The following is a 19,628-nucleotide window of genomic DNA, read 5'->3' as shown; positions in this document are numbered from 1 at the left end:
CCCGAGGGGACAACGCCCGGTGCGCCCGAGAAGAGCCAGAAGTCCCTTATGAGGTAGCTCACAGCCCCTGGCGACCTCTGTGGGCGAATCTCCTTGGTCACGGTGATCACACGCGGAGGTCACCCCCGGGTATCGGCGGTCCGTCGCTCCCGGGACTACCCATGTGGCCCCGGGGCACGTACGATCTCGGGGAAGTGCTCACGGCACCCCTGCCCCTCGGTCCGCCGTGCCCCCACGCGGCAGCGATCGAGTCGGGCCAAGATCCGTCCTCGTCCGGGTCAAGGGCGCGTACTGTGGTGCATCGAACCGAAGGCCCGTGCGGTTCCTCCCCAATTCACGTGCAGACACCAGGAGGTCGAGGTCCCCAGCGGATGAACGCCGTCTCTCCGATCTGCCTCGTCGACCTCGCGCCCGCCCTGCGGTGGTCGAGGTCGCCGGACGTGGCACCACTGCTCCACCACGACCGTCTCATCGACGGCTGGTGGCACTCGCTGCCCCTCACCCGGGTCCTGGACATCGCCGGTCCGCCCTGGCTGGCGAACGGGCTGGCGCGCCTCGCGGTCGAACACTGGGGGCACATCGCCCTGTCGGAGTTCCTGCCGAGCCTGCGCGCACAACCCGTGGACTGCTCCGACCTGGCCGAACCGGTCCGGGGCGCGGTGGTCGCCACCGCGGGTGACTGGGACCGCCTCATCGCGGCCTGCCCCCAGGAGATGCGCGAGTGGCGTCTGCCTGGCTGCGGAGTACTGGACGTCGTGAGCACGATCGCCTGGCGGGCCCTCCAACCCTGCTGCGAACTCCCCGGCGGGCCCACCCCCTCCCCCGCCCTGATGACGGAGGCGGTGCGCACCATCGCGCACTGGCTGCCCGACGCCGCCCCCGAACACGTGCGCAGCGCGCTGGACTACCTGGAGAGCGCGACCGGCGCGGGCGGGGCACCCGACCGGGCCGACGACTCCGAGGGGTCGGCGAGCCCGCCCCAGACCCCCGCCACCCGTGCGATCCGCACCCTGCGCGCACTGCGCGCCCAACGGGACCAGGACCCGCCCGTCGCCGAACCCGCGCCCGAGCGGGCGGCCCCGGCCCCGGAGACCCCCGTTCCGGAGACCCCCGCCCCGGTCGGCAGCATGGTCAGCTCGGCGGCGATGATCCCGGGGTCCGTCCTGAGCGCCGACGCCGTCGCCACCGAGGCCGCCGCCACCGCGAGCAGCGGTGTCGGCGACCTGCGCTCGCAGTTCCGCAGCTCCCTGCTGGGCCCCGGCCGCACCCTGCGCCGCCCCAGCTTCAGCCGCACCAAGGCCCCCGCACCCGAACGCGTGGAGGAGCCCCCGGCCCCGGTCCTGGGCCAGCACCCGCTGGTGGACCAGGTCGAGGAGATGTTCCGCTCCTGGCCCGAGCTGGAGCGGACGGTGGCCGCCGAACGCCTCTTCGCCACCGACCCGATCAGCATCCGCGTCCTCTCCGAGCAGATCTCGGTGGACGTCACCGAGATCCGCGGGGCCCAGCGTAAGGTGGAGGAGCGCCTGCTGCGCTGGCTGGGCTCGCCCGAGGGCGCCGCCATCACCAAACACCTGCGCGAGCTCTCCGAACAGCTCGGTTCGGCGACCACCATCGACCGGCTCATCAACGCGCACCCCGACCACCCGGTGGACGTGCCCACGCTGCACACCCCGCTCTGGCGCGTGATCATCACCCTGTTCACCGACCGGCGCATGCACAACGGCTGGCTCATCGCCGACGATCCGAACAAGCTGCGCTGGCAGACCCGCGAACTGCTGGGTGACGCCCCCAACCTGACCGAGGCGGGCATCCGCCTGGGCCGGATCGGCATCCGCCAGCAGGAGCTCCGGGCCTGGTTGCTGAGCACGCCCGGGGTGAGTCTGCGCGACGGCCACGTGTATGTGGACTCCTCCGTTCCCATGGAGGCCCCCGGCGACAACCACACCCCCGAGGGGTCCGGCGCCACCACCGAGAACGGTCTGCCGATCCGGCGCCGACCCGACGGACAGCCCGGCCCCGTCGAGCCAGCAGCCCACGCCGCCGAGCCCTCCCACCAGGTCAGAACCGGTCCCGAGCAGGTCGGGTTCGGGGCCGTCGCGCCGCCGGTGCCGATGGCGCCCCCGGTCCCGCCGCTGGCCCACCCGGTCCACCCGTCCCCGGTACGACCGGGGACGAGCGACCCGGCCGCGTCGGCCCGCTGTTTCCGGGCCCCGGACGGACGCTGGTGGCACCGCATCGACATCACCGCGGACCACCTCAACGGTGCCCCGGTCGCGGTTCCCACCGGCTACGCCACCCACCTGGGCCTTCAGCCCGGGCGCCTGCTGTGCCTGACGGCGCCCGGCGCGGACCTGCTCGTCCTGGTCTGGCGTGACCAGCCCGCCTTCGACTCGTTGCGGCCGTTGCTGCGGCGTCAGGCCGCCCAGCCGGGCGACCGGATGTTCATCACGGTCTCGGGCGACCGACTGGACGCGCGCAAGCTTCCCGCCGGCGACCTGAGCGGACACCCGCCCGCCGCGCGCGCCCTGCACCTGATCGGCTACACGGCCCCGGCCGCGCCGGAGGAGGCACTCAGAATCCTCTCGCGCCGGATCACCGACAACGGTGACGAGTCGTTGGCGGACCCGCAGTCGCTGTTGGAGGCGCTGTCGCTGCGTGGGGACGAGGACATCGCCGGGGAGCTGCGCACCGCCATGTTCGCCGCCCACTGAGGCGTTCGCCCTCGTCGAGGGGTCGTACCGGAGTTCCGGTGCGGCCCCTTCTCGCGTCGGGCGCCCTGCCGGTGCGGGGTTCGACGGGCGGTCGGGCCGTTCCGGGGCTTCCCCGACGCGACCACAGGATGTAGGTTAGCCTTACCTAATAGAGTTGAGGTGGTCCTCCTGCTCCCGTACCCGAAGTCCCTCGCCCCCTCCCCCGCCGAACGGGCCCGCTCCGTCCTGGCCCGACCCAACCCGGCCACGGTGACCAGCGACGACGTCTGCCTGCACCTGACCGGCGCAGCGTGCCACACCACGTTCCAGGGCGAGGTCACCCTGCTCGTCCCCGACCAGCACCGGGTCCTCGCCGAGATCGGCGACGGCGCCCTGGAGGCCACCGTCGAGTTCACCGACACCGCCCCGGTCGACCTGCGCGACCCCACGCGCTCGCTCCTGTGGATCAGCGGCACGCTGCGCGTGCCCCCGCTCCGCGAGGCCCGCGACCGCGCCCTGGCCGCCCTGGCCGACGACCCCGACGAGCGCCTGCTCGACCTCGGCCACGGACGCACCCTGGTCGTCATGGAGCCGCACCTGATCATCCACTCCGACCACGACGGCTGCCACCTGCTGCACCCGGAGGAGTTCACGGACGCCGCGGCCGACCCCTTCGGCCGGTGGGAGGGCCCCTGGCTGCGCCACCTGGAGGACGACCACCCCGACGTGCTCTGGGCCCTGGCCGCCCGTTGCGGCACCCCGCTTCCGCCCGGTCGCCCGCGCCCGCTCGGCGTGGACCGGCACGGGCTTCGGTTGCGGTGGGAGGGGCCGGACGGCGACCACGACGTCCGCATCCCCTTCCGTAGGGCCGCCCGCACCCCGCACGACGTCGCCCGCCAGGTACGGGACATGGCCGGGCTCGACCGGCACCGGCACTGAACCCGACCGGCACCGGCGCCGAAGACCTCGTCAGCGCACCCGCGCGGAGGGCTCAGACCACGAACAGGTTTCCGTTCGCCGCCACGACGGCGACCAGGCCCCATGTCGTCGCGAGGTACAGCGCCATCATCACGGCCTGCGCGACCAGCAGACCACGGCGCATGGCACCGGGTCTGCGCAGACACACCAGCACGAAGTGCGTGAGGCCCACCGGGAGCACGAGCAGCCACACCAGCGGCCACAGCCAGAACAACAGCGGTGCCAGACCCCAGGTCAGGGAGTGCAACGCCACCAGGAACAGGGACGCGTGCGTCGTCAGAGCCGCGGCCAGGCAGACACAGGCGGACAGCACCCACACGGGAATCCACCAGGCGGAGGTGCGCGGCTCTACGGGGACACCGGGAAGGTCCGCATCGGAACCGGAGACGGAGGGGGATGCCATAGCCGCATCATGCACCACCGCCGGACGGCGCCGCGACGGGGGCCACCCGGACACACCACGGGCCGGGCCCCCCGAGGGAACCCGGCCCGCACTCCGACGGAGTCGGATCAGACGTTGAAGCCCAGCATGCGCAGCTGGTCCCGTCCGTCGTCGGTGATCTTGTCCGGACCCCACGGCGGCATCCAGACCCAGTTGATCTTCACGTCGCGCTCGAACTCGTCCAGGGCGCTGTTGGCCTGGTCCTCGATCACGTCGGTCAGCGGGCAGGCCGCGCTGGTCAGGGTCATGTCCAGGGTGATCGACTCGTCGTCGTGGTTCACCCCGTAGACCAGACCCAGGTCGACGATGTTCACGCCGAGCTCGGGGTCGATCACGTCCTTGAGCGCCTCCGCGATCTCCTCGGCCAGCGCCTCCTCCTCAGGGGAGCGCGGAGCGGCCTCGGTCTTCTCGGCGGTCTCGGTCGTCGTGGTCTCGTTGTCGCTCATTCAGGCGCCTTCCTTCTCCAAGGACTGCGACACCGCGTCCTTCCAGGCCATCCACCCCAGCAGGGCGCACTTGATCCGGGCCGGGTACTTGGACACGCCGACGAACGCCACGGCGTCCTCCAGCACGTCCTCGTCCGGCTCACCCTTGCCCTTGGACTGCATCAGCTCGGTGAACGCGTCCAGGGTCGTCATACCCTCGGCCACCGTCCTGCCGATGAGCAGGTCGGTCAGCACCGAAGTGCTGGCCTGGCTGATCGAGCAGCCCATCCCCTCGTAGGAGACGTCGCTGACGACCGCCCTCTCGTCGAGCGCGCCGCCGTCGGCGGCGGGAGCCAGGGTCACCCGGAGCGTCACCTCGTCCCCGCAGGTGGGGTTGATGTGGTGCGCCTCGGCGTTGTACGGATCGCGCAGCCCCTTGTGGTGCGGGTTCCGATAGTGGTCCAGGATGATCTCCTGGTACATCGCGTCCAACTGCATGGTCAGGCAGAATCCTCGTACTAGTCCCGGGTCCCGAAGAACCTCTGGGCGGCCCGGATGGCCTCCACCAGCGCGTCCACGTCCTCCAACGTGTTGTAGAGGTAGAACGACGCCCGTGTGGTCGCGACGATACCGAGCTTGCGGTGCAGGGGCCAGGCACAGTGGTGCCCGACTCTGACCTCCACACCCCGGTCGTCCAGGACCTGACCCAGGTCGTGCGGGTGGATGTCGTCCACCACGAACGACACCGCGCCGCCCCGGTCGACGGCCTCGGTCGGACCGACGACGCGCACGCCCTCGATCGCGCCGACGTGCTTGAGCGCGTACTCGGTGAGCGCGTGCTCGTGCGCGGCGACCCGGTCCATGCCCACCTCGGAGAGGTAGTCACAGGCGGCGGCCAGACCGACGGCCTGCGGGGCCATCGGCACACCGGCCTCGAAGCGCTGCGGTGGGTCCGCCCAGGTCGAGTGGCTCATGTGCACGACGCCGATCATCGAACCGCCGCTGATGAAGGGCGGCATGGCCGCGAGCAGCTCCCGGCGCCCCCAGAGCACGCCGATCCCGTTGGGACCGAGCATCTTGTGCCCCGAGAAGGCCAGGAAGTCGACGTCGAGGTCACGCACGTCCACCGGCATGTGCGGCACCGACTGGCAGGCGTCCAGCAGGACCAGCGCGCCGACCTCCCGGGCCCGCGCGGTGATCGCGGCCACCGGGTTGACCGTGCCGAGCACGTTGGACTGGTGCGTGAACGCCACCATCCTCGTGCGCTCGTTGACCAGTTCGCCCAGGTCCGACAGGTCCAGACGCCCCTCGTCGGTGACCGGGAACCAGCGCAGCGTCGCCCCGGTGCGCTGGCACAGCTGCTGCCAGGGCACCAGGTTGGCGTGGTGCTCCATCTCGGTCACGACGATCTCGTCGCCGGGGCCGACCTGGAACCGGCGCAGCTCCTCGTCGGCCGTGGCCGCGTTGCTCATCGCGTACGCGACCAGGTTGACCGCCTCGGTGGCGTTCTTGGTGAACACCACCTCGTCGGCGTCGGCGCCGACGAACCGGGCGATGGTCTCCCGGGCGGACTCGTAGGCGTCGGTGGCCTCCTCCGCGAGCTGGTGCGCCCCACGGTGCACCGCCGCGTTGTGGCGTTCGTAGAACCCGCGCTCGGCGTCCAGCACCTGGCGCGGTTTCTGCGAGGTCGCCCCGGAGTCGAGGTACACCAGCGGGCGCTCGTCGCGGACGGTCCGGGAGAGGATCGGGAAGTCCTCCCGGATCGCCCGCGTGTCGAGCGGAGCCGTGTCGGGCTGACCGGGCTCGCGGAGGGCCATGGTTACGCGCCCGCCTTCACGAACCGCTCGTAGCCCTCGGACTCAAGGACGTCGGCGAGCTCGGAGCCGCCCGACTCGGCGATGCGGCCGCCCGAGAAGACGTGCACGAAGTCCGGACGCACGTACTTCAGGATGCGGGTGTAGTGCGTGATGAGCATGACGCCGAGGTCGTTGCTCTCCTGGGCGCGGTTGATGCCCTCGGAGACGATCTTGAGCGCGTCGACGTCCAGGCCGGAGTCGGTCTCGTCCAGGATGGCGACCTTGGGCTTGAGCAGCTCCAGCTGGAGGATCTCGTGGCGCTTCTTCTCACCGCCGGAGAAGCCCTCGTTCACGCCGCGGGCGGCGAACGCCGGGTCGATGGACAGGTCCTTCATCGCGCCCTGGAGCTCCTTGGAGAACTGGCGGAGCTTGGGAGCCTCGCCGCGCACCGCGCCGACGGAGCTGCGCAGGAAGTTGGACATGGACACGCCCGGGACCTCGACCGGGTACTGCATGGCGAGGAAGACGCCGGCGCGGGCCCGCTCGTCCACCTCCATCTCCAGGATGTTCTCGCCGTCGAGGAGGACCTCGCCCTCGGTGATCTCGTAGCGCGGGTGGCCCGCGATCGCGTAGGCGAGGGTGGACTTGCCGGAGCCGTTGGGGCCCATGATGGCGTGGGTCTCACCGGAGTTGATGGTGAGGTCAACGCCCTTGAGGATCTCCTGCCGCTCGTCCTCGTTGATGAGGACGTCGGCGCGCAGACCGCGGATTTCGAACTTCGTCATTTCAGGCCTCAGGAATTCTTGTCATCCAGCGACACGAGCACGTCGTCGCCGTCGATCTTCACGTCGTAGGTGGGGACCGGCTGGGTCGCGGGCGGGTTGACCGGCGCCCCCGAGCGCAGGTCGAAGCACGAGCCGTGGAGCCAGCACTCGATGGTGCCGTCCTCGACCTCGCCCTCCGAGAGGCGCACCTCCGCGTGCGAGCACACGTCCCGCAGCGCGTAGACCTGCCCCTCGGTGCGCACCAGCGCGATGGGGGTCTCGTCGTCGGTCTCGACGCCGAGCGCCCCTTCCTCGGGGATCTCGTCGAGTTCGGCGACCTTGACCCAACCGCCCTGCTCACTCATGCGCGGCGAGCTTCCGCTCGACCTTCTCCATGACGTGGTCGCGCAGGTCCTGGTCGTCGATGCGGTTGACGATGTCCAGGAAGTAGCCGCGGATGATGAGGCGGCGCGCCTCCTCCTCCGGGATACCGCGCGAACGCAGGTAGAACAGGTGGATGTCGTCGAGCCGCCCGCTGGCGCTGGCGTGCCCGGCGCCCGCCACCTCACCGGTGAAGATCTCCAGGTTCGGGACGGAGTCCACCCGGGTGTCGTCGGTGAGCTGGAGGTTCCGGTTGTTCTCGTAGGAGTCGGTACCGGTGGTGCCCTCGCCGATGATCACGTCACCGATCCAGACCGCGTGGGCGTCCTTGCCACTCAGCGCGCCCTTGTAGTCCACCCGCGAGCGGGTGTTGGACACGTTGTGGTCGATCAGCGAGCGGTGCTCGTGGTGCTGGCCGTCGCCGGAGAAGTAGAGCCCGTAGAGCTCGGCGTTGCCGCCCCGGTCGTCGTAGGACACGCGCGGCGACAGACGGACCACGTCACCGCCGAGGGTGATGACGATCGACCGGAAGCTGGCGTCCTTGCCGACCCGCGTGTTGTGCTGGCTGACCTCGACGGCGTCGTCGTCCCACTCCTGGAGCGTGACGAGCGTGAGCTTGGCGCCCTCGCCGACGTGGACGTCGAGGCTGCCCGCGCGGACACCGGTGCCGGTGTTCGTGATGATGACGGTGGCCTCGGCCATCGGCTTGACGTCGATGAGCAGCTGCTCGAACGCGGTGCCGCCCAGACCCTTGCGGTCGATGGTGATGGCCTTGTCGGCGGCCAGCGACTGCGGGACGGTCACGACGGTGGCCTTCTCGAAGGAGGTGTAGGCCTGGGCGATCACCCGGTTGACGGGCAGGCCCGCCTTGCCGAGCCGCTCGTCGTCACGGCCGACCGTCTCCACGGTGACGCCCTCGGGGGCGTCCACGGAGACCTCGTCGGTGCCGTCGGCGGAGCCCTTCCAGTCGTGCAGCTTCTTCAGGCGGCGCAGCGGGGTGAACCGCCACTCCTCCTCACGCCCGTTCGGGACGGGGAAGGCGTCCACGTCCTGCGAGCCGTGCGTGTCGAGCTTGGAGACAGGGATCTGTCCCAGCCCGTGGCTGTGCGCCTTGGGCTCTGTGTTCGCGGTCGTCAACTTATCCCACCGATCCTTCCATCTGGAGCTCGATCAGACGGTTGAGCTCCAGTGCGTACTCCATCGGGAGCTCCCGTGCGATGGGCTCCACGAATCCTCGGACGACCATGGCCATGGCCTCTTCCTCGCCCATCCCGCGGCTCATCAGGTAGAAGAGCTGGTCCTCGCTGACCTTGGAGACGGTGGCCTCGTGCGCGAGCTCGGTGTCGTCCTCGCGCAGGTCGTTGTAGGGGTAGGTGTCGGAACGGCTGATGGTGTCGATCAGCAGCGCGTCGCACTCCACCGAGGACTTGGCGAGGTGGGCGCCCTCCTGGACCTGGATCAGGCCGCGGTAGGAGGAGCGGCCGCCGCCGCGCGCCACCGACTTGGAGACCACCTTGGAGGAGGTGTTGGGCGCGCAGTGCACCATCTTGGCGCCGGTGTCCTGGTGCTGGCCCTCGCCCGCGAAGGCGATCGACAGGGTCTCGCCCTTGGCGTGCTCGCCCATCAGGTAGACGGCCGGGTACTTCATGGTCACCTGGGAGCCGATGTTGCCGTCGACCCACTCCATGGTCGCGCCCTCTTCGGCGATGGCGCGCTTGGTGACCAGGTTGAAGACGTTGTTCGACCAGTTCTGGATGGTCGTGTAACGGCAGCGGGCGTTCTTCTTGACGATGATCTCGACGACCGCGGAGTGCAGCGAGTCCGACTTGTAGATCGGCGCGGTGCAGCCCTCGACGTAGTGGACGTAGGCGCCCTCGTCGACGATGATCAGCGTCCGCTCGAACTGGCCCATGTTCTCGGTGTTGATCCGGAAGTAGGCCTGGAGCGGGATCTCCACGTGCACGTTCTTGGGCACGTAGATGAAGGACCCGCCGCTCCACACGGCGGTGTTCAGCGCGGCGAACTTGTTGTCACCGGCAGGGATGACGGAGCCGAAGTACTCCTCGAAGATCTCCGGGTGCTCCTTGAGGGCGGTGTCCGTGTCCAGGAAGATGACGCCCTGCTCCTCCAGGTCCTCGCGGATCTGGTGGTAGACGACCTCGGACTCGTACTGGGCGGCGACACCGGCGACCAGGCGCTGCTTCTCGGCCTCGGGGATGCCCAGCTTGTCGTACGTGTTCTTGATGTCCTCGGGCAGGTCCTCCCAGGAGGTGGCCTGCTTCTCGGTGGACCGCACGAAGTACTTGATGTTGTCGAAGTCGATCTTGGACAGGTCCGCGCCCCAGTCGGGCATGGGCTTCTTGTCGAAGAGCTTCAGCGACTTGAGGCGGAGCTTGGTCATCCACTCCGGCTCGCTCTTCTTGTCCGAGATGTCCCGGACGACCTCTTCGTTCAGGCCACGACGGGCCGAGGCTCCGGCCACGTCGGAGTCGGCCCAGCCGTACTCATATGTTCCGAGCCCTTCGAGCTCGGGGTGCGCGACGGAAGTCATGCGCGGACTCCTCCTGGACTCAGACGTCCTTCTGGTGAACTGAGCCGCCCGCCCGCTGGCGGATGGCCTTCTTGGACGCGGGGGTGCCGTCCTCCCCGCTCGCCCCGTCTCCCCGTGGGGTGACGTGCGTGGTGCACACACCGTCGCCGTGGGCGATGGTGGCCAACCGGCGCACCGGGGTGCCCAGGAGCCGCGCGAAGGCCTCGATCTCGGCCTCACAGAGCTGCGGGAACTCGGCGGCCACGTGCGCGACGGGGCAGTGGTGTTGGCACAGTTGGTCGCCGCCACCCGGCGCGGGCGCCCGGCCCGCGGTGGCGGCGTAGCCGTCGTTGGAGAGCGCCTCGGCCAGCAGCCGGACCCGTTGTTCCTGGGGAACGGCGTCCAACAGGGGCTGGTAGCGCCGCTCCAGGTCGGCGACCTGGCTCCGGGCGAACTCGCCCACCGCCTCGGGACCGGAGGTCCGCGCTAGGAAGCGCAGGGCGTTGGAGGCGAGGTCGTCGTAGGCGTGGACGAAGGCGTCGCGCCCGGCCTCGGTGATGGCGAAGACGCGCGCCGGGCGGCCCCTGCGGCGTCGGCCGTGCGTGGGCCGGGCGTCCCGGGCCTCGACCATGCCCTCGACGGTCAGGTTGTCGAGGTGGCGGCGGATGGCCGCCGGGGTGAGTCCGAGCCGCTCCCCCAGCGAGGAGGCGGTGATCGGACCCTTCTCCAGGATCAGCCGTGCGACGCGGGCGCGGGTCCCGTGGTCGGGCCCGTTCAGGGGCCGGGGCGCACCGGGCGCACCGGACAGGTCCGACACAGTGATCCCCTCCCGCTCGTCCTTCGGCTCTCGACTTTAGACAACATCAGTGTGGCCTAAATAAGTCCGCCTAGGCAAACCCGCCTCGATGCGCTTCATCACGAAGGTCAGGCTTGCCTAATCTGGGAGTTCGCTCGCGGGGCGTGCCCGAACGCCCCTTTCGCGCCGCCGGAATTCGCACGATGTTCCCAATCATCGAGACCGGCGTTCCACCATGCGGGCAATCCCGTGATGGACGGCCCGGAGGAGCCGGGCGAACCCAGGGGCCGCACGCACCTCCACCGCCCCAGTGAACACGGCGGCCAGATCCCTACAACCAGGCAGCACCCGCCATTCTTCCCCCCATCACACCACCGGCAGCTTCGATTTCCGGCTGTCCGAAGAGGGACGTTCGTTCCACTCCCGAACAGGGCCACCCCGGGAAGGGCGGGGTGGTGAAGCCGGCGGCCCCGGCGCACGTAAACTCAGGCCCCATGGACACACCCGCCGTCGAGGTCGTCGACCTGGTCAAGCGCTACGGCGCCACCACGGCCGTCACCGGCCTCACGTTCACCGCCCGCCGCGGCGCGGTGACCGCACTGCTCGGCCCCAACGGCGCGGGCAAGACCAGCACCATCGAGATCTGCGAGGGCTTCCGCCACGCCGACGACGGGAGGGTGCGGGTCCTGGGGCTCGACCCGGTCGCCGACGCGACGGAGCTCAAGCCCCGTGTGGGTGTGATGCCGCAGTCCGGCGGAGTGCCCACCGGGGCCCGGGCCGCCGAGTGGCTGCGCCTGATGGCCTCCTTCCACGCCACCCCGGTCGACCCCGACCTGCTCCTGGAACGACTGGGCCTGACCTCCGTCTCCGCCACCCCGTTCCGCCGCCTCTCCGGCGGCCAACAGCAGCGCCTCTCCCTGGCCTGCGCCGTGGTCGGCCGCCCCGAACTGGTCTTCCTCGACGAGCCCACCGCCGGACTCGACCCCCAGGCGCGCATGGCCACCTGGGACCTGGTCTCGGCGCTTCGCGAGGCCGGGGTGGCGGTGATCCTCACCACGCACCACATGGAGGAGGCCGAGCGGCTGGCCGACCACGTGGTCATCATCGACCGCGGCGCGGTGGTCACCGAGGGCACCCCGGCCGAACTCACCGAGGGGCGGCGCGAGGTGCGCTTCTCCACCGCGACCCCGGTCGACACCGGGGCGCTGGAGGCGGCCCTGCCCTCCGGCGGCCGTGTGAGCGCCACCGACACCGGCGGTCGGCACGAGTACTCCGTGGCCACCGACGACCCCGACGACCTCGGCCCGGAGTTCCTGGCCGCCGTCACCGCGTGGTGCGCCTCCTCCGGCCTCCTCGCGGAGGACCTGCGCGTACGGCGACGTACCCTCGAAGACGTCTTCCTCGAAACCACCGGCCGGGAACTGCGCGACTGATGACCCAGAACACCTCAGGGACGGCCGCGTCCGCCGTCACCGACGCCCCGACGCCCGCCCTCGACGCGCGCCTGTTCACCCCGGCTCCCGGCGCCGCCCCGATGTGGCGGATGATCGCCGCCCAGGCCGGGATGGAACTGCGGGTCATGCTGCGCCACGGCGAGCAGTTCCTGCTGACCATGGTCATCCCCGTCCTGCTGCTGGTGGGGTTCAGCCTGGTCGACGTACTGGACGTGGGCGAGGGTGCCCGTGTGGACGCCCTGACCCCCGGAGTGCTGGCGCTGGCGATCATGTCCACCTCCTTCACCGGTCTGGCGATCGGAACCGGGTTCGAGCGCCGTTACGGGGTGCTCAAACGCCTCGGCGCCACCCCGCTCTCCCGGTTCGGGCTGCTGGCCGCCAAGACCCTGGCCGTGCTCGGCGTGCAGGCCATCCAGATCTCCGTGCTGTGCGTGGTCGCGCTGCTCCTGGGATGGGCCCCCTCCCTCGACCTCGCGGGAGTGCTGGCCCTGCTCGCGCTGGTACTGCTGGCCACGGCCGCGTTCAGCTCCCTGGCCCTGCTGATGGCGGGAACGCTGCGCGCGGAGGCCACCCTGGCCGGAGCCAATCTGGTGTACGTGCTCATGCTGGGTCTGGGCGGGGTCCTGTTCCCCACCAGCAGTTTCCCGGGGCCGATGGAGCAGGCCGTGTCGGTCCTGCCGATCACCGCCCTCGGCTCGGGGCTCCGCGCCGTGCTCACCGACGGGTCCCTGCCCGGCCTGGGCGCCTTCGCGGTGCTCACCGTGTGGACGGTCGTCGCCGGTCTCCTGGCCTCCCGGCTGTTCCGCTGGGAGTGACGGACGCTCCACCGGGAACAGCCCGACGCCCACGGCCCGACCCGCTCCACGGAGAGTCCACGGCCTAGGGTGTCGGTCATGACCATCGACATCGACGCGGTGACCACCGTGCTCCGCGAGACCGCCGAATCGACGATCCTGCCGCGTTTCGGTGCCCTGTCCGAGCACGAGGTGTCGGAGAAGTCACCCGGCGAGATCGTCACCGTCGCCGACCGCGAGGCGGAGGCGGTGATCGGCCGCCGCCTCCGGGAGCTGGTCGACGCGCCGGTCGTGGGCGAGGAGGCCACCGCCGCCGACCCCGCCCTGGTGGGGCTCCTGGGCAAGGAGCCGGTCGCCTGGGTCGTCGACCCCGTGGACGGCACCCGCAACTTCGCCAACGGCGACACGAGGTTCGCCGTGATGGCGGCCCTGGTCCGCGAGGGGCGGGCGGTGGCCTCCTGGATTCTGCGCCCCACCGAGGGCACCGCACACGTGGCCGAGCTCGGTTCCGGCACCTGGCGGGACGGCGTACGGCTGCGCCGCGCGCCCGCGCCGACCGACCCGGCCGAACTGCGGGGCATGGTCCAGCGCAGACGGCTGTCCCCGGAGGAACACGAGCACGTGAACGCGGGGGCGTCCAGGTTCGCCGACGTGAACCGGGGCTCCGGGTGCGCGGGGGTGGACTACCCGCGTCTGCTCGCGGGGGAGCTGGACTTCATGCTGTTCGCCGATCCCATGCCCTGGGACCACACGCCCGGCGGGCTCCTGCTCGACGAGGCCGGAGCGGTCAGCCGACGCCCCGAGGGCACCCCGTACCGCCCCGACGAGCCGGGGCGCCTCCTGCTCGACGCCGCCGACCCCGCGTCATGGGGGACGGTCCGGTCACTGCTGCTGGCGCCTTGAACCGGGTCCGGGACCCGGCGGTGAGCAGCACGGCGGCGGCCACCACGACCAGCACCGCACCAACCAGCGGATAGCCCGCTCCGGGCGGCGCCACGGCGAGGAACAGGCCCGCCGCCGCGCCCACGGAGGAACCGGCGTGGGCGCGGGCTCATGGGTGTTCTCCGTCAGGGACGTGCTGCGCGCGCGGACGCCGCGGGAGTGCGTGGACTCCGAGGGATCACGGGGCTCAGGGCTCAGCCGTGGTCGGGCGCCGATCAGGGGGAGAACACGGGCACGAGGAAGCCGGCGGGACCCGGGCCGGGCACGCCCCCGCCGGTCGCGCTCACTCCCCGATCGGGAGGAGGCGCCACTGCTGGTGGGGGTGGCCGCCGTCCTCTCCCTGGGCCACCGCCGTGCCGTTGTCGGGACTGCCCCCCTGCCCCTCCAGGGCCTGGCCGGAGGCCCGGTTGAGCAGCCGGACCACGCCGTCGCCCACCTCGACCACACGCCACTGCTGGTGGGGGTCGCCGGTGCGGCTGAGCAGGGCCGAGCCCGGCTGCGCCGCCTCGTCGGTGGGGATCTCCAGCAGCTTGCCGCTGCCCACGCCGACGATCTCGTAGAAGTCGTCCTCCACGTGGGTGAACCGCCACTGCTGATGGGGCTGGTCGTGGCGGTCCCACAGGTGGACGGGGGCGCCGTTCTCGGCGGAGCCGCCCGCCACGTCCATGACGCGGTCCCCGTGCACGCTCTGGAGGACGTAGGCCTGTTCGGGGTCCAGGCCCGCCGGGTGGGTCACCTCTTCCTCCTCGGGTTCCTCCTCGGGCTCGGGCTCCTCGTCCGGTCCGCCGGGCGGCTCGACGAGGATGCCCGAGACCACGGACATCTCCTCGGGCTCGGCCGCGCCCTCGGCGACGAACATCCCCGAGACGTAGCCGCCGAGTCCGACCACCAGGAGCAGGGCCAGCGCACCGGCCACGATCGGCCACCGGGGCGGGTACGGCTCCTGGGAAGCGGCTCTCGGCGCTCTGCGTCGGGACGACATGGCGGGACTCTCCTGCGGGGACGGGGCCGCCCGCGGTCTCCGCGGGCTCGGACCATTCCACACCACGTGTCGACCCGGCGCACGTTCGGGTCGTCGGGTCGGCTCCGCACCACTGATCACCGGTCGTCCCGGATCGCGGTGTCCGCCCGGGTGCTCGATAGGGTGACCGACCATGGAAGCCATCGGAGTCCCCTGGTTCATCGTGGTCCGCTACCTGGGTCCGCCCGTCTTCCTGCTCGTAGTGGGCGGAGCGCTCCTGGTGTGGCGCCGCCCGGAGCGGGCCGGTCTGGTCTGGGCGGCGCTGGCGGTGAACCTCCTGGCCGCGGCGCTTCCCTTCCTGTGGATCGGGGTTCAGCTCCTCACCGGGCAGGGCGACCTCACGGTGATCGGGCTCGTCATGACCCTGCTGCAACCGGGCACGGTGGTGGTGGCCTGGCTGCTGCTCCTGCTGGCCCTGGTGGCCCGGCCCCGGGCCGGGTCCACCGCTGTGACGACGGCGAACGCGGGGTCCGGTGCGATGGAGAGGGCACCGGAAAACGTAGGATGACTCAACATGAGTTCCCGGAGCGGCTCGACGAGCCCCCTCTCCCCCGGCGCGGTCCTGGGGTCCCTGCCCCCGGTGTGGCTGGTGATGGTCAGCATCGTCTCGGTGCAGACCGGCGCGGGAGTGGCCAAGTCCCTGTTCGAGTCCCTGCCCCCGGCGGCCGTGGTGTGGCTGCGCCTGCTCACCTCGGCGGTGCTGCTGGCCCTGCTGGTGCGCCCCGCGCTGAGGGCGCGCAGCCGCACCGACTGGATGGTGGTGGTCGGATACGGCGTGGCCCTGGCCTCCATGAACTACTTCATCTACCAGGCCTTCGCCCGCATCCCGCTGGGTATCGCGGTGACCATCGAGTACCTGGGGCCGCTCGCCATCGCGATCCTGGGTTCACGCCGCCGCGTGGACCTGTTGTGGGCGGGCCTGGCCGGGCTGGGCGTGGCCGCGCTGGGCGTCGAGTTCCGTGAGCTCGACCCGGTGGGCGTGCTGTTCGCCGTGCTGGCCGCCACCGCCTGGGCGGGCTACATCCTGTTGAGCGCCGCCACGGGGCAGCGGTTCAGCGGGGCCTCGGGGCTGGCCATCGCCAGCGTGGTGGGCGTGGTGGTGCTGGCGCCGGCCGGGATCGCCGAGGGCGGTGCGGCGCTGCTGGACTGGCGTCTGCTGCTGTTCGGCCTGGCCGTGGGCGTGCTCTCCTCCGTGGTGCCGTACACGTTGGAACTGAACGCGCTCCGCCGGATGCCGCCCCGGGTCTTCGGAGTGTTGATGAGCCTCCAGCCCGCGGCCGCCGCCCTCGTGGGCCTGGCCCTGCTGGGCGAACTGCTGACCGTGTGGCAGTGGCTCGCCGTGGGCTGCGTGATCGCAGCGAGTGTCGGCGCGACCCGCAGCGCCGCGGCACGCGAGGAACGCGAGCACACGCGGAGTGACCAGGCCAACACGAATACGAGCGGGGACAACTAGAGACCAAGGCCGCGCGCCCGCGTCCATGGGACGGGAGATCACCGCCACGGATCAGGCAAACCTCGATCCGGCGGTGTTTCCGCCCGGTCGCCACCGGTAACCCTTGCCTCTGGGACGGCCGACCCATTCCTGAGCACTCGCACTCAAAAGGGGACACCCATGCGTATCGCCGCCAAGCTCGCCCTGACCGCGTTCTTCTCCGCCAGCCTCCTCGGGCTGGGCGCCGGGGCCGCTTCCGCGGAGTCTTCCTCGGTCTACCACCAGTGTGTCCAGGAGCAGCAGCAGCTCGGTCTGCTGAACCTCGACCTGAACCTGCTGAACCAGTGCATCGCGCAGAACAGCCACAACAAGTAGTGGTTCGCCAGGCCTGACCCAGAATCCCGACGACGGGGGTCCGGAGCGTGTTCCGGGCCCCCGTTCGTCGTGTCCGCCCCTGGCGGCCGCGACCGCGCCGGGAGCGGGCCGGCCGCGCGTCGGCCGCGCGTCGGCCGCGCACCGGCGTGGAACACACCGCCCAGTGATCGAGCGCACACGTGCGCACCGACCCCGCGCGCAGGCGCCCGAGCGGCACCGAAGCACCGGGTTCGCGCAGGCCAACACCGTCGCGGAGGGCGCATCACCGCCCCACGGATGATGTACTACAGTCTGTCGTATGTACGCATCCCCGGCCTCCGCGACGACGGCCCTCACCACGATCACCCCGCTCGCGGCGGACGAACTGGAGGACATCGTCCTCCTCGGAGTCCCCCTCTGGGGATGGCAGATCGCCGTGGCCGCCGCGGGCGTCCTGGCCCTGGTCCTGCTGGCCCGGACCATCTGGAACCCCACCCCGGGGTCCCTGCGCGCCTGGGCACTCGGCAACATCGCCGTCAACGCCGGGATCGCCGTGACCGGCGCGACCGTGCGGGTCACCTCCTCGGGCCTGGGATGCTCCGAGTGGCCCAAGTGCACCCCCGACAGCTTCGTGCCGATCGACACCGGCCACGCCGCCCTCAACGCCGCCATCGAGTTCGGCAACCGCACCCTGACCTTCGTGGTGCTGGCGGTCGCCGTGATCACCCTCGTCGCCGTGCTGCGCATGTCCCCCCGGCGCCGCGACCTGGTCCGGCTGGCCGCGATCATCCCGTTCGGCGTCCTGGGTCAGGGCGTGGTCGGCGGCATCACCGTCTGGACCGACCTGCACCCGGCCTCGGTGGCCACCCACTTCCTGCTGTCCATGGTGATGGTCTTCGTCACGGTGGCGCTCTACGTACGCTGCCAGGAGCCCGAGGGTCGGCCTCAGGTGTCCGTGGGGCCGATGCTGCACACGGTGAGCATCGGACTGGTCGTGATCGGGTTCCTGCTGCTGATCGCCGGGACCGTGGTGACCGGCACCGGCCCGCACGGCGGCGACGCCCTCGCCCCGCGCTGGAACCTCGACCTGGCCGCCGTGACCCGGGTGCACTCCGTGCTGGGCTGGCTGACCCTGGCGGGGAGCCTCCTGGCCACCGTGGTCGCCTTCCGAGGAGGCGCCCACCGCATCGCCCGGGTGAGCAGTGTGGCCCTGCTGGTGATCGTCTTGCTCCAGGGAGTCCTGGGCTACACCCAGTACGCCCTGGAGCTGCCCGAGGGCCTCGTGGTCCTGCACGTGCTGGGCTCCGCGCTCACCTGGGTGGCGATCTCCCGCCTGTACTTCGCCACCACGCGCCTGGTCCCGCCGGGCGGGGACGTCACCGCGGAGGCTGCCCGTGCCGGGGAACGTAGTTCTGCCGCGGTGCGCTCGGAGTAGGCGGCTGCTGGGCCCGCGCCTGTGCGATGACGTGCGCGAAGTCGGCCCTGCGCAGGAACCCGGAGTCCGTGGGGTTCTCCGCCCAGCCGGGAGTCACCGGCTGGGGCAGCCTCCCGAGGAAGGTGTCCCGGGCCACGTGCATCAGCGCGAGGAACGAGTCCCGGTTGACCTTCCAGTCGTCCCGGCCCAGCCCCGCGTCGAGCTTCTGGTGCAGGAGCGCGAGCTCGGTGGCGGCCAACTGGTAGTCCTTCATCGCGGCGCGGCCCTTGGCCCCCGCGTTGAGCGCGGCCCACTCCCGGGCCCGGCGCCGCCCCGTCATCGAACTGAGCATCGTGATGTCGGCCGGGGTGACCAGGCCCGTGGAGATGTAGGGGGGCAGGTACCGGTCGATCGCGGCGACCTGGCCGCGCCGGTCGTGGGCGGCGATCACGAGGATGCCGAGCAGGAACACGAACAGCACCAGGTAGGCCACGCCCAGACCGGTCCACCCGAAGTACGTCGACCCGTTCCACATGCCGTGCAACAGCACCGCCGTCACCCAACCGCCGATCGGGGCCAGGAAGCGCCACGAGCCGGTGCGCATCGCCGCGTACGCCACCCCCAGCCCGATCATCGCGGTGTAGACGGGGTGGCCGAACGGCGCGATCAGGCCCCTGATGGCGAAGGTCGCGACGAGGGTGTCGTCGAAGAACGCGCTGAGGAAGTAGAGGATGTTCTCGGTGAAGGCGAACCCGGTCGCCACCATCCCCGCGTAGACCACGCCGTCGGTGAAGGTGTCGATCTCGTGGCGCCGCCGCCACAGCAGGATGAGCAGGACCATGCCCTTGGCGCTCTCCTCCACGACCGGCGCCACCAGGGACGTGCTGAGGAACTCGGCCACACCGTCGCCGAACACCGGCTTGGTGAGGTAGGTCAGCCCCCAGCTGTTGAGCAGGAACGACGCCACGACCGCCACCCCCGCGCCCCACGCGAACGCGAAGAACAGCACCCAGCCGGGCTCGGGTTCGAGCCGGTCGAGCATGAGGATGAGCGGCACGAGGATGGTCACCGGGATGATCGCGGCGACCAGGCTGACGACGAAACCGGTGGCGCCGTCGATGCCCGCCGCCGCTCCTCCCGCGATCGCCAGCGACCACAGGTACGAGAGCATGCCGATCATGCACACCACGCTGACGGTGGTGCCCAGGATGAGGGTCATCGAGTACCGGGAGCGGCGTCCTTGCAGGATCGCCCTGCTGTCGAGTCGGGGCATGGGCACAGATCGTAGCGGGTCAGCGGGCGTTCGGCGGGGTCGACGGAGTACCGCTCCGGGCCCCCTCGCAGGGGCGGGCCGCGACACGGCCGGGAGTGGGCGCCGACGTGCCGCGCGGCGTCGGGATGGGAGAGGATCGGAG

20 protein-coding genes are annotated in these 19,628 nt (G+C 71.2%); 9 read left to right on the top strand and 11 right to left on the bottom strand.

Annotation, left to right across the window (positions count from 1 at the left end):
• Window positions 1–371: 371 nt before the first annotated feature.
• Together ABZ635_RS14470 and ABZ635_RS14465 are read left to right on the top strand one after the other, a co-directional pair.
• The gene (locus ABZ635_RS14470) at window positions 372–2,711 is read left to right on the top strand and encodes a hypothetical protein (protein WP_357764241.1); all 2,340 of its coding nucleotides are present in this window, start codon (window positions 372–374) and stop codon (window positions 2,709–2,711) included.
• A 159-nt stretch (window positions 2,712–2,870) separates the two neighbouring features.
• Window positions 2,871–3,629 carry a DUF2470 domain-containing protein gene (locus ABZ635_RS14465; protein WP_357764238.1) on the top strand — a complete coding sequence of 253 codons (759 nt, stop codon included), beginning with the start codon at window positions 2,871–2,873 and terminating at the stop codon, window positions 3,627–3,629.
• Between the two features lie 52 nt (window positions 3,630–3,681).
• On the opposite strand, the gene ABZ635_RS14460 is transcribed toward ABZ635_RS14465, so the two are convergent.
• The 9 genes from ABZ635_RS14460 to ABZ635_RS14420 all read right to left on the bottom strand — a co-directional run bounded on the left by ABZ635_RS14460 (window position 3,682) and on the right by ABZ635_RS14420 (window position 10,814).
• On the bottom strand, window positions 3,682–4,071 hold the full coding sequence (locus tag ABZ635_RS14460) for a hypothetical protein (RefSeq protein ID WP_357764236.1): 390 nt from the start codon (window positions 4,069–4,071) through the stop codon (window positions 3,682–3,684).
• Between the two features lie 107 nt (window positions 4,072–4,178).
• Entirely contained in the window at window positions 4,179–4,556 is a 378-nt protein-coding gene (locus ABZ635_RS14455; protein ID WP_357764233.1) for a metal-sulfur cluster assembly factor, read from the bottom strand.
• Window positions 4,557–5,033: a Fe-S cluster assembly sulfur transfer protein SufU gene (gene sufU, locus ABZ635_RS14450; protein ID WP_357764231.1), complete on the bottom strand. Its 477-nt coding sequence runs from the start codon at window positions 5,031–5,033 to the stop codon at window positions 4,557–4,559.
• A gap of 20 nt (window positions 5,034–5,053) precedes the next feature.
• Window positions 5,054–6,352 carry a cysteine desulfurase gene (locus ABZ635_RS14445; RefSeq protein ID WP_357764228.1) on the bottom strand — a complete coding sequence of 433 codons (1,299 nt, stop codon included), beginning with the start codon at window positions 6,350–6,352 and terminating at the stop codon, window positions 5,054–5,056.
• A gap of 2 nt (window positions 6,353–6,354) precedes the next feature.
• Window positions 6,355–7,116, bottom strand: a complete 762-nt coding sequence (gene sufC, locus ABZ635_RS14440) for a Fe-S cluster assembly ATPase SufC (protein WP_357764226.1) — start codon at window positions 7,114–7,116, stop codon at window positions 6,355–6,357.
• An 8-nt stretch (window positions 7,117–7,124) separates the two neighbouring features.
• On the bottom strand, window positions 7,125–7,460 hold the full coding sequence (locus ABZ635_RS14435; protein ID WP_357764223.1) for a non-heme iron oxygenase ferredoxin subunit: 336 nt from the start codon (window positions 7,458–7,460) through the stop codon (window positions 7,125–7,127).
• Window positions 7,453–8,613, bottom strand: coding sequence for a Fe-S cluster assembly protein SufD (gene sufD, locus ABZ635_RS14430; protein WP_357764220.1), 1,161 nt, complete (start codon window positions 8,611–8,613; stop codon window positions 7,453–7,455). The genes ABZ635_RS14435 and sufD overlap by 8 nt, the downstream gene beginning before the upstream one ends.
• Window position 8,614: 1 nt before the next feature.
• Window positions 8,615–10,027 carry a Fe-S cluster assembly protein SufB gene (sufB, locus tag ABZ635_RS14425; protein ID WP_357764217.1) on the bottom strand — a complete coding sequence of 471 codons (1,413 nt, stop codon included), beginning with the start codon at window positions 10,025–10,027 and terminating at the stop codon, window positions 8,615–8,617.
• Between the two features lie 19 nt (window positions 10,028–10,046).
• A complete protein-coding gene (locus tag ABZ635_RS14420) occupies window positions 10,047–10,814 on the bottom strand; it encodes a helix-turn-helix domain-containing protein (RefSeq protein WP_357764274.1) in 768 nt (255 codons plus the stop codon).
• Window positions 10,815–11,296: 482 nt separating this feature from the next.
• Between ABZ635_RS14420 and ABZ635_RS14415 the strand changes: the two genes are divergently transcribed.
• The 3 genes from ABZ635_RS14415 to ABZ635_RS14405 all read left to right on the top strand — a co-directional run bounded on the left by ABZ635_RS14415 (window position 11,297) and on the right by ABZ635_RS14405 (window position 13,953).
• Window positions 11,297–12,235: an ABC transporter ATP-binding protein gene (locus tag ABZ635_RS14415; RefSeq protein ID WP_357764214.1), complete on the top strand. Its 939-nt coding sequence runs from the start codon at window positions 11,297–11,299 to the stop codon at window positions 12,233–12,235.
• Window positions 12,235–13,071, top strand: coding sequence for an ABC transporter permease (locus ABZ635_RS14410; RefSeq protein WP_357764211.1), 837 nt, complete (start codon window positions 12,235–12,237; stop codon window positions 13,069–13,071). The genes ABZ635_RS14415 and ABZ635_RS14410 overlap by 1 nt, the downstream gene beginning before the upstream one ends.
• Window positions 13,072–13,149: 78 nt before the next feature.
• Window positions 13,150–13,953 carry an inositol monophosphatase gene (locus tag ABZ635_RS14405; RefSeq protein WP_357764208.1) on the top strand — a complete coding sequence of 268 codons (804 nt, stop codon included), beginning with the start codon at window positions 13,150–13,152 and terminating at the stop codon, window positions 13,951–13,953.
• Window positions 13,954–14,275: 322 nt separating this feature from the next.
• Here ABZ635_RS14405 and ABZ635_RS14400 read toward each other — a convergent pair whose 3' ends face one another.
• On the bottom strand, window positions 14,276–14,974 hold the full coding sequence (locus ABZ635_RS14400; protein ID WP_357764205.1) for an RICIN domain-containing protein: 699 nt from the start codon (window positions 14,972–14,974) through the stop codon (window positions 14,276–14,278).
• A 172-nt stretch (window positions 14,975–15,146) separates the two neighbouring features.
• On the opposite strand from ABZ635_RS14400, the gene ABZ635_RS14395 reads away from it, so the two are divergent.
• The 4 genes from ABZ635_RS14395 (at window position 15,147) to ABZ635_RS14380 (ending at window position 18,234) form a co-directional block, all read left to right on the top strand.
• A complete protein-coding gene (locus ABZ635_RS14395; RefSeq protein WP_357764203.1) occupies window positions 15,147–15,521 on the top strand; it encodes a hypothetical protein in 375 nt (124 codons plus the stop codon).
• A 6-nt stretch (window positions 15,522–15,527) separates the two neighbouring features.
• Window positions 15,528–16,466, top strand: a complete 939-nt coding sequence (locus ABZ635_RS14390; protein ID WP_357764201.1) for an EamA family transporter — start codon at window positions 15,528–15,530, stop codon at window positions 16,464–16,466.
• Between the two features lie 159 nt (window positions 16,467–16,625).
• Window positions 16,626–16,820 carry a hypothetical protein gene (locus ABZ635_RS14385; RefSeq protein WP_357764198.1) on the top strand — a complete coding sequence of 65 codons (195 nt, stop codon included), beginning with the start codon at window positions 16,626–16,628 and terminating at the stop codon, window positions 16,818–16,820.
• A gap of 298 nt (window positions 16,821–17,118) precedes the next feature.
• The gene (locus ABZ635_RS14380) at window positions 17,119–18,234 is read left to right on the top strand and encodes a COX15/CtaA family protein (RefSeq protein ID WP_357764195.1); all 1,116 of its coding nucleotides are present in this window, start codon (window positions 17,119–17,121) and stop codon (window positions 18,232–18,234) included.
• On the opposite strand, the gene ABZ635_RS14375 is transcribed toward ABZ635_RS14380, so the two are convergent.
• The gene (locus ABZ635_RS14375; RefSeq protein WP_357764193.1) at window positions 18,176–19,486 is read right to left on the bottom strand and encodes a PrsW family intramembrane metalloprotease; all 1,311 of its coding nucleotides are present in this window, start codon (window positions 19,484–19,486) and stop codon (window positions 18,176–18,178) included. The two genes, ABZ635_RS14380 and ABZ635_RS14375, sit on opposite strands and share 59 nt — an antisense overlap.
• Window positions 19,487–19,628 lie beyond the last annotated feature (142 nt).

It is taken from the genome of Nocardiopsis sp. NPDC007018 (genome assembly GCF_040635075.1).
Taxonomy (GTDB): domain Bacteria; phylum Actinomycetota; class Actinomycetes; order Streptosporangiales; family Streptosporangiaceae; genus Nocardiopsis.
The sequence above is the reverse complement of the archived record's forward strand: the minus strand, read 5'-3'. Positions and strand labels throughout refer to the sequence as shown.

Excerpts from the sequence above, each read along its gene's own strand:
- ABZ635_RS14470 (WP_357764241.1), top strand. The coding sequence starts at position 372 with ATGAACGCCGTCTCTCCGATCTGCCTCGTCGACCTCGCGCCCGCCCTG.
- ABZ635_RS14460 (WP_357764236.1), bottom strand. The coding sequence starts at position 4,071 with ATGGCATCCCCCTCCGTCTCCGGTTCCGATGCGGACCTTCCCGGTGTC.
- ABZ635_RS14455 (WP_357764233.1), bottom strand. The coding sequence starts at position 4,556 with ATGAGCGACAACGAGACCACGACGACCGAGACCGCCGAGAAGACCGAG.
- sufU (WP_357764231.1), bottom strand. The coding sequence starts at position 5,033 with ATGCAGTTGGACGCGATGTACCAGGAGATCATCCTGGACCACTATCGG.
- ABZ635_RS14445 (WP_357764228.1), bottom strand. The coding sequence starts at position 6,352 with ATGGCCCTCCGCGAGCCCGGTCAGCCCGACACGGCTCCGCTCGACACG.
- sufC (WP_357764226.1), bottom strand. The coding sequence starts at position 7,116 with ATGACGAAGTTCGAAATCCGCGGTCTGCGCGCCGACGTCCTCATCAAC.
- ABZ635_RS14435 (WP_357764223.1), bottom strand. The coding sequence starts at position 7,460 with ATGAGTGAGCAGGGCGGTTGGGTCAAGGTCGCCGAACTCGACGAGATC.
- sufB (WP_357764217.1), bottom strand. The coding sequence starts at position 10,027 with ATGACTTCCGTCGCGCACCCCGAGCTCGAAGGGCTCGGAACATATGAG.
- ABZ635_RS14415 (WP_357764214.1), top strand. The coding sequence starts at position 11,297 with ATGGACACACCCGCCGTCGAGGTCGTCGACCTGGTCAAGCGCTACGGC.
- ABZ635_RS14410 (WP_357764211.1), top strand. The coding sequence starts at position 12,235 with ATGACCCAGAACACCTCAGGGACGGCCGCGTCCGCCGTCACCGACGCC.
- ABZ635_RS14405 (WP_357764208.1), top strand. The coding sequence starts at position 13,150 with ATGACCATCGACATCGACGCGGTGACCACCGTGCTCCGCGAGACCGCC.
- ABZ635_RS14400 (WP_357764205.1), bottom strand. The coding sequence starts at position 14,974 with ATGTCGTCCCGACGCAGAGCGCCGAGAGCCGCTTCCCAGGAGCCGTAC.
- ABZ635_RS14395 (WP_357764203.1), top strand. The coding sequence starts at position 15,147 with ATGGAAGCCATCGGAGTCCCCTGGTTCATCGTGGTCCGCTACCTGGGT.
- ABZ635_RS14390 (WP_357764201.1), top strand. The coding sequence starts at position 15,528 with ATGAGTTCCCGGAGCGGCTCGACGAGCCCCCTCTCCCCCGGCGCGGTC.
- ABZ635_RS14385 (WP_357764198.1), top strand. The coding sequence starts at position 16,626 with ATGCGTATCGCCGCCAAGCTCGCCCTGACCGCGTTCTTCTCCGCCAGC.
- ABZ635_RS14380 (WP_357764195.1), top strand. The coding sequence starts at position 17,119 with ATGTACGCATCCCCGGCCTCCGCGACGACGGCCCTCACCACGATCACC.
- ABZ635_RS14375 (WP_357764193.1), bottom strand. The coding sequence starts at position 19,486 with ATGCCCCGACTCGACAGCAGGGCGATCCTGCAAGGACGCCGCTCCCGG.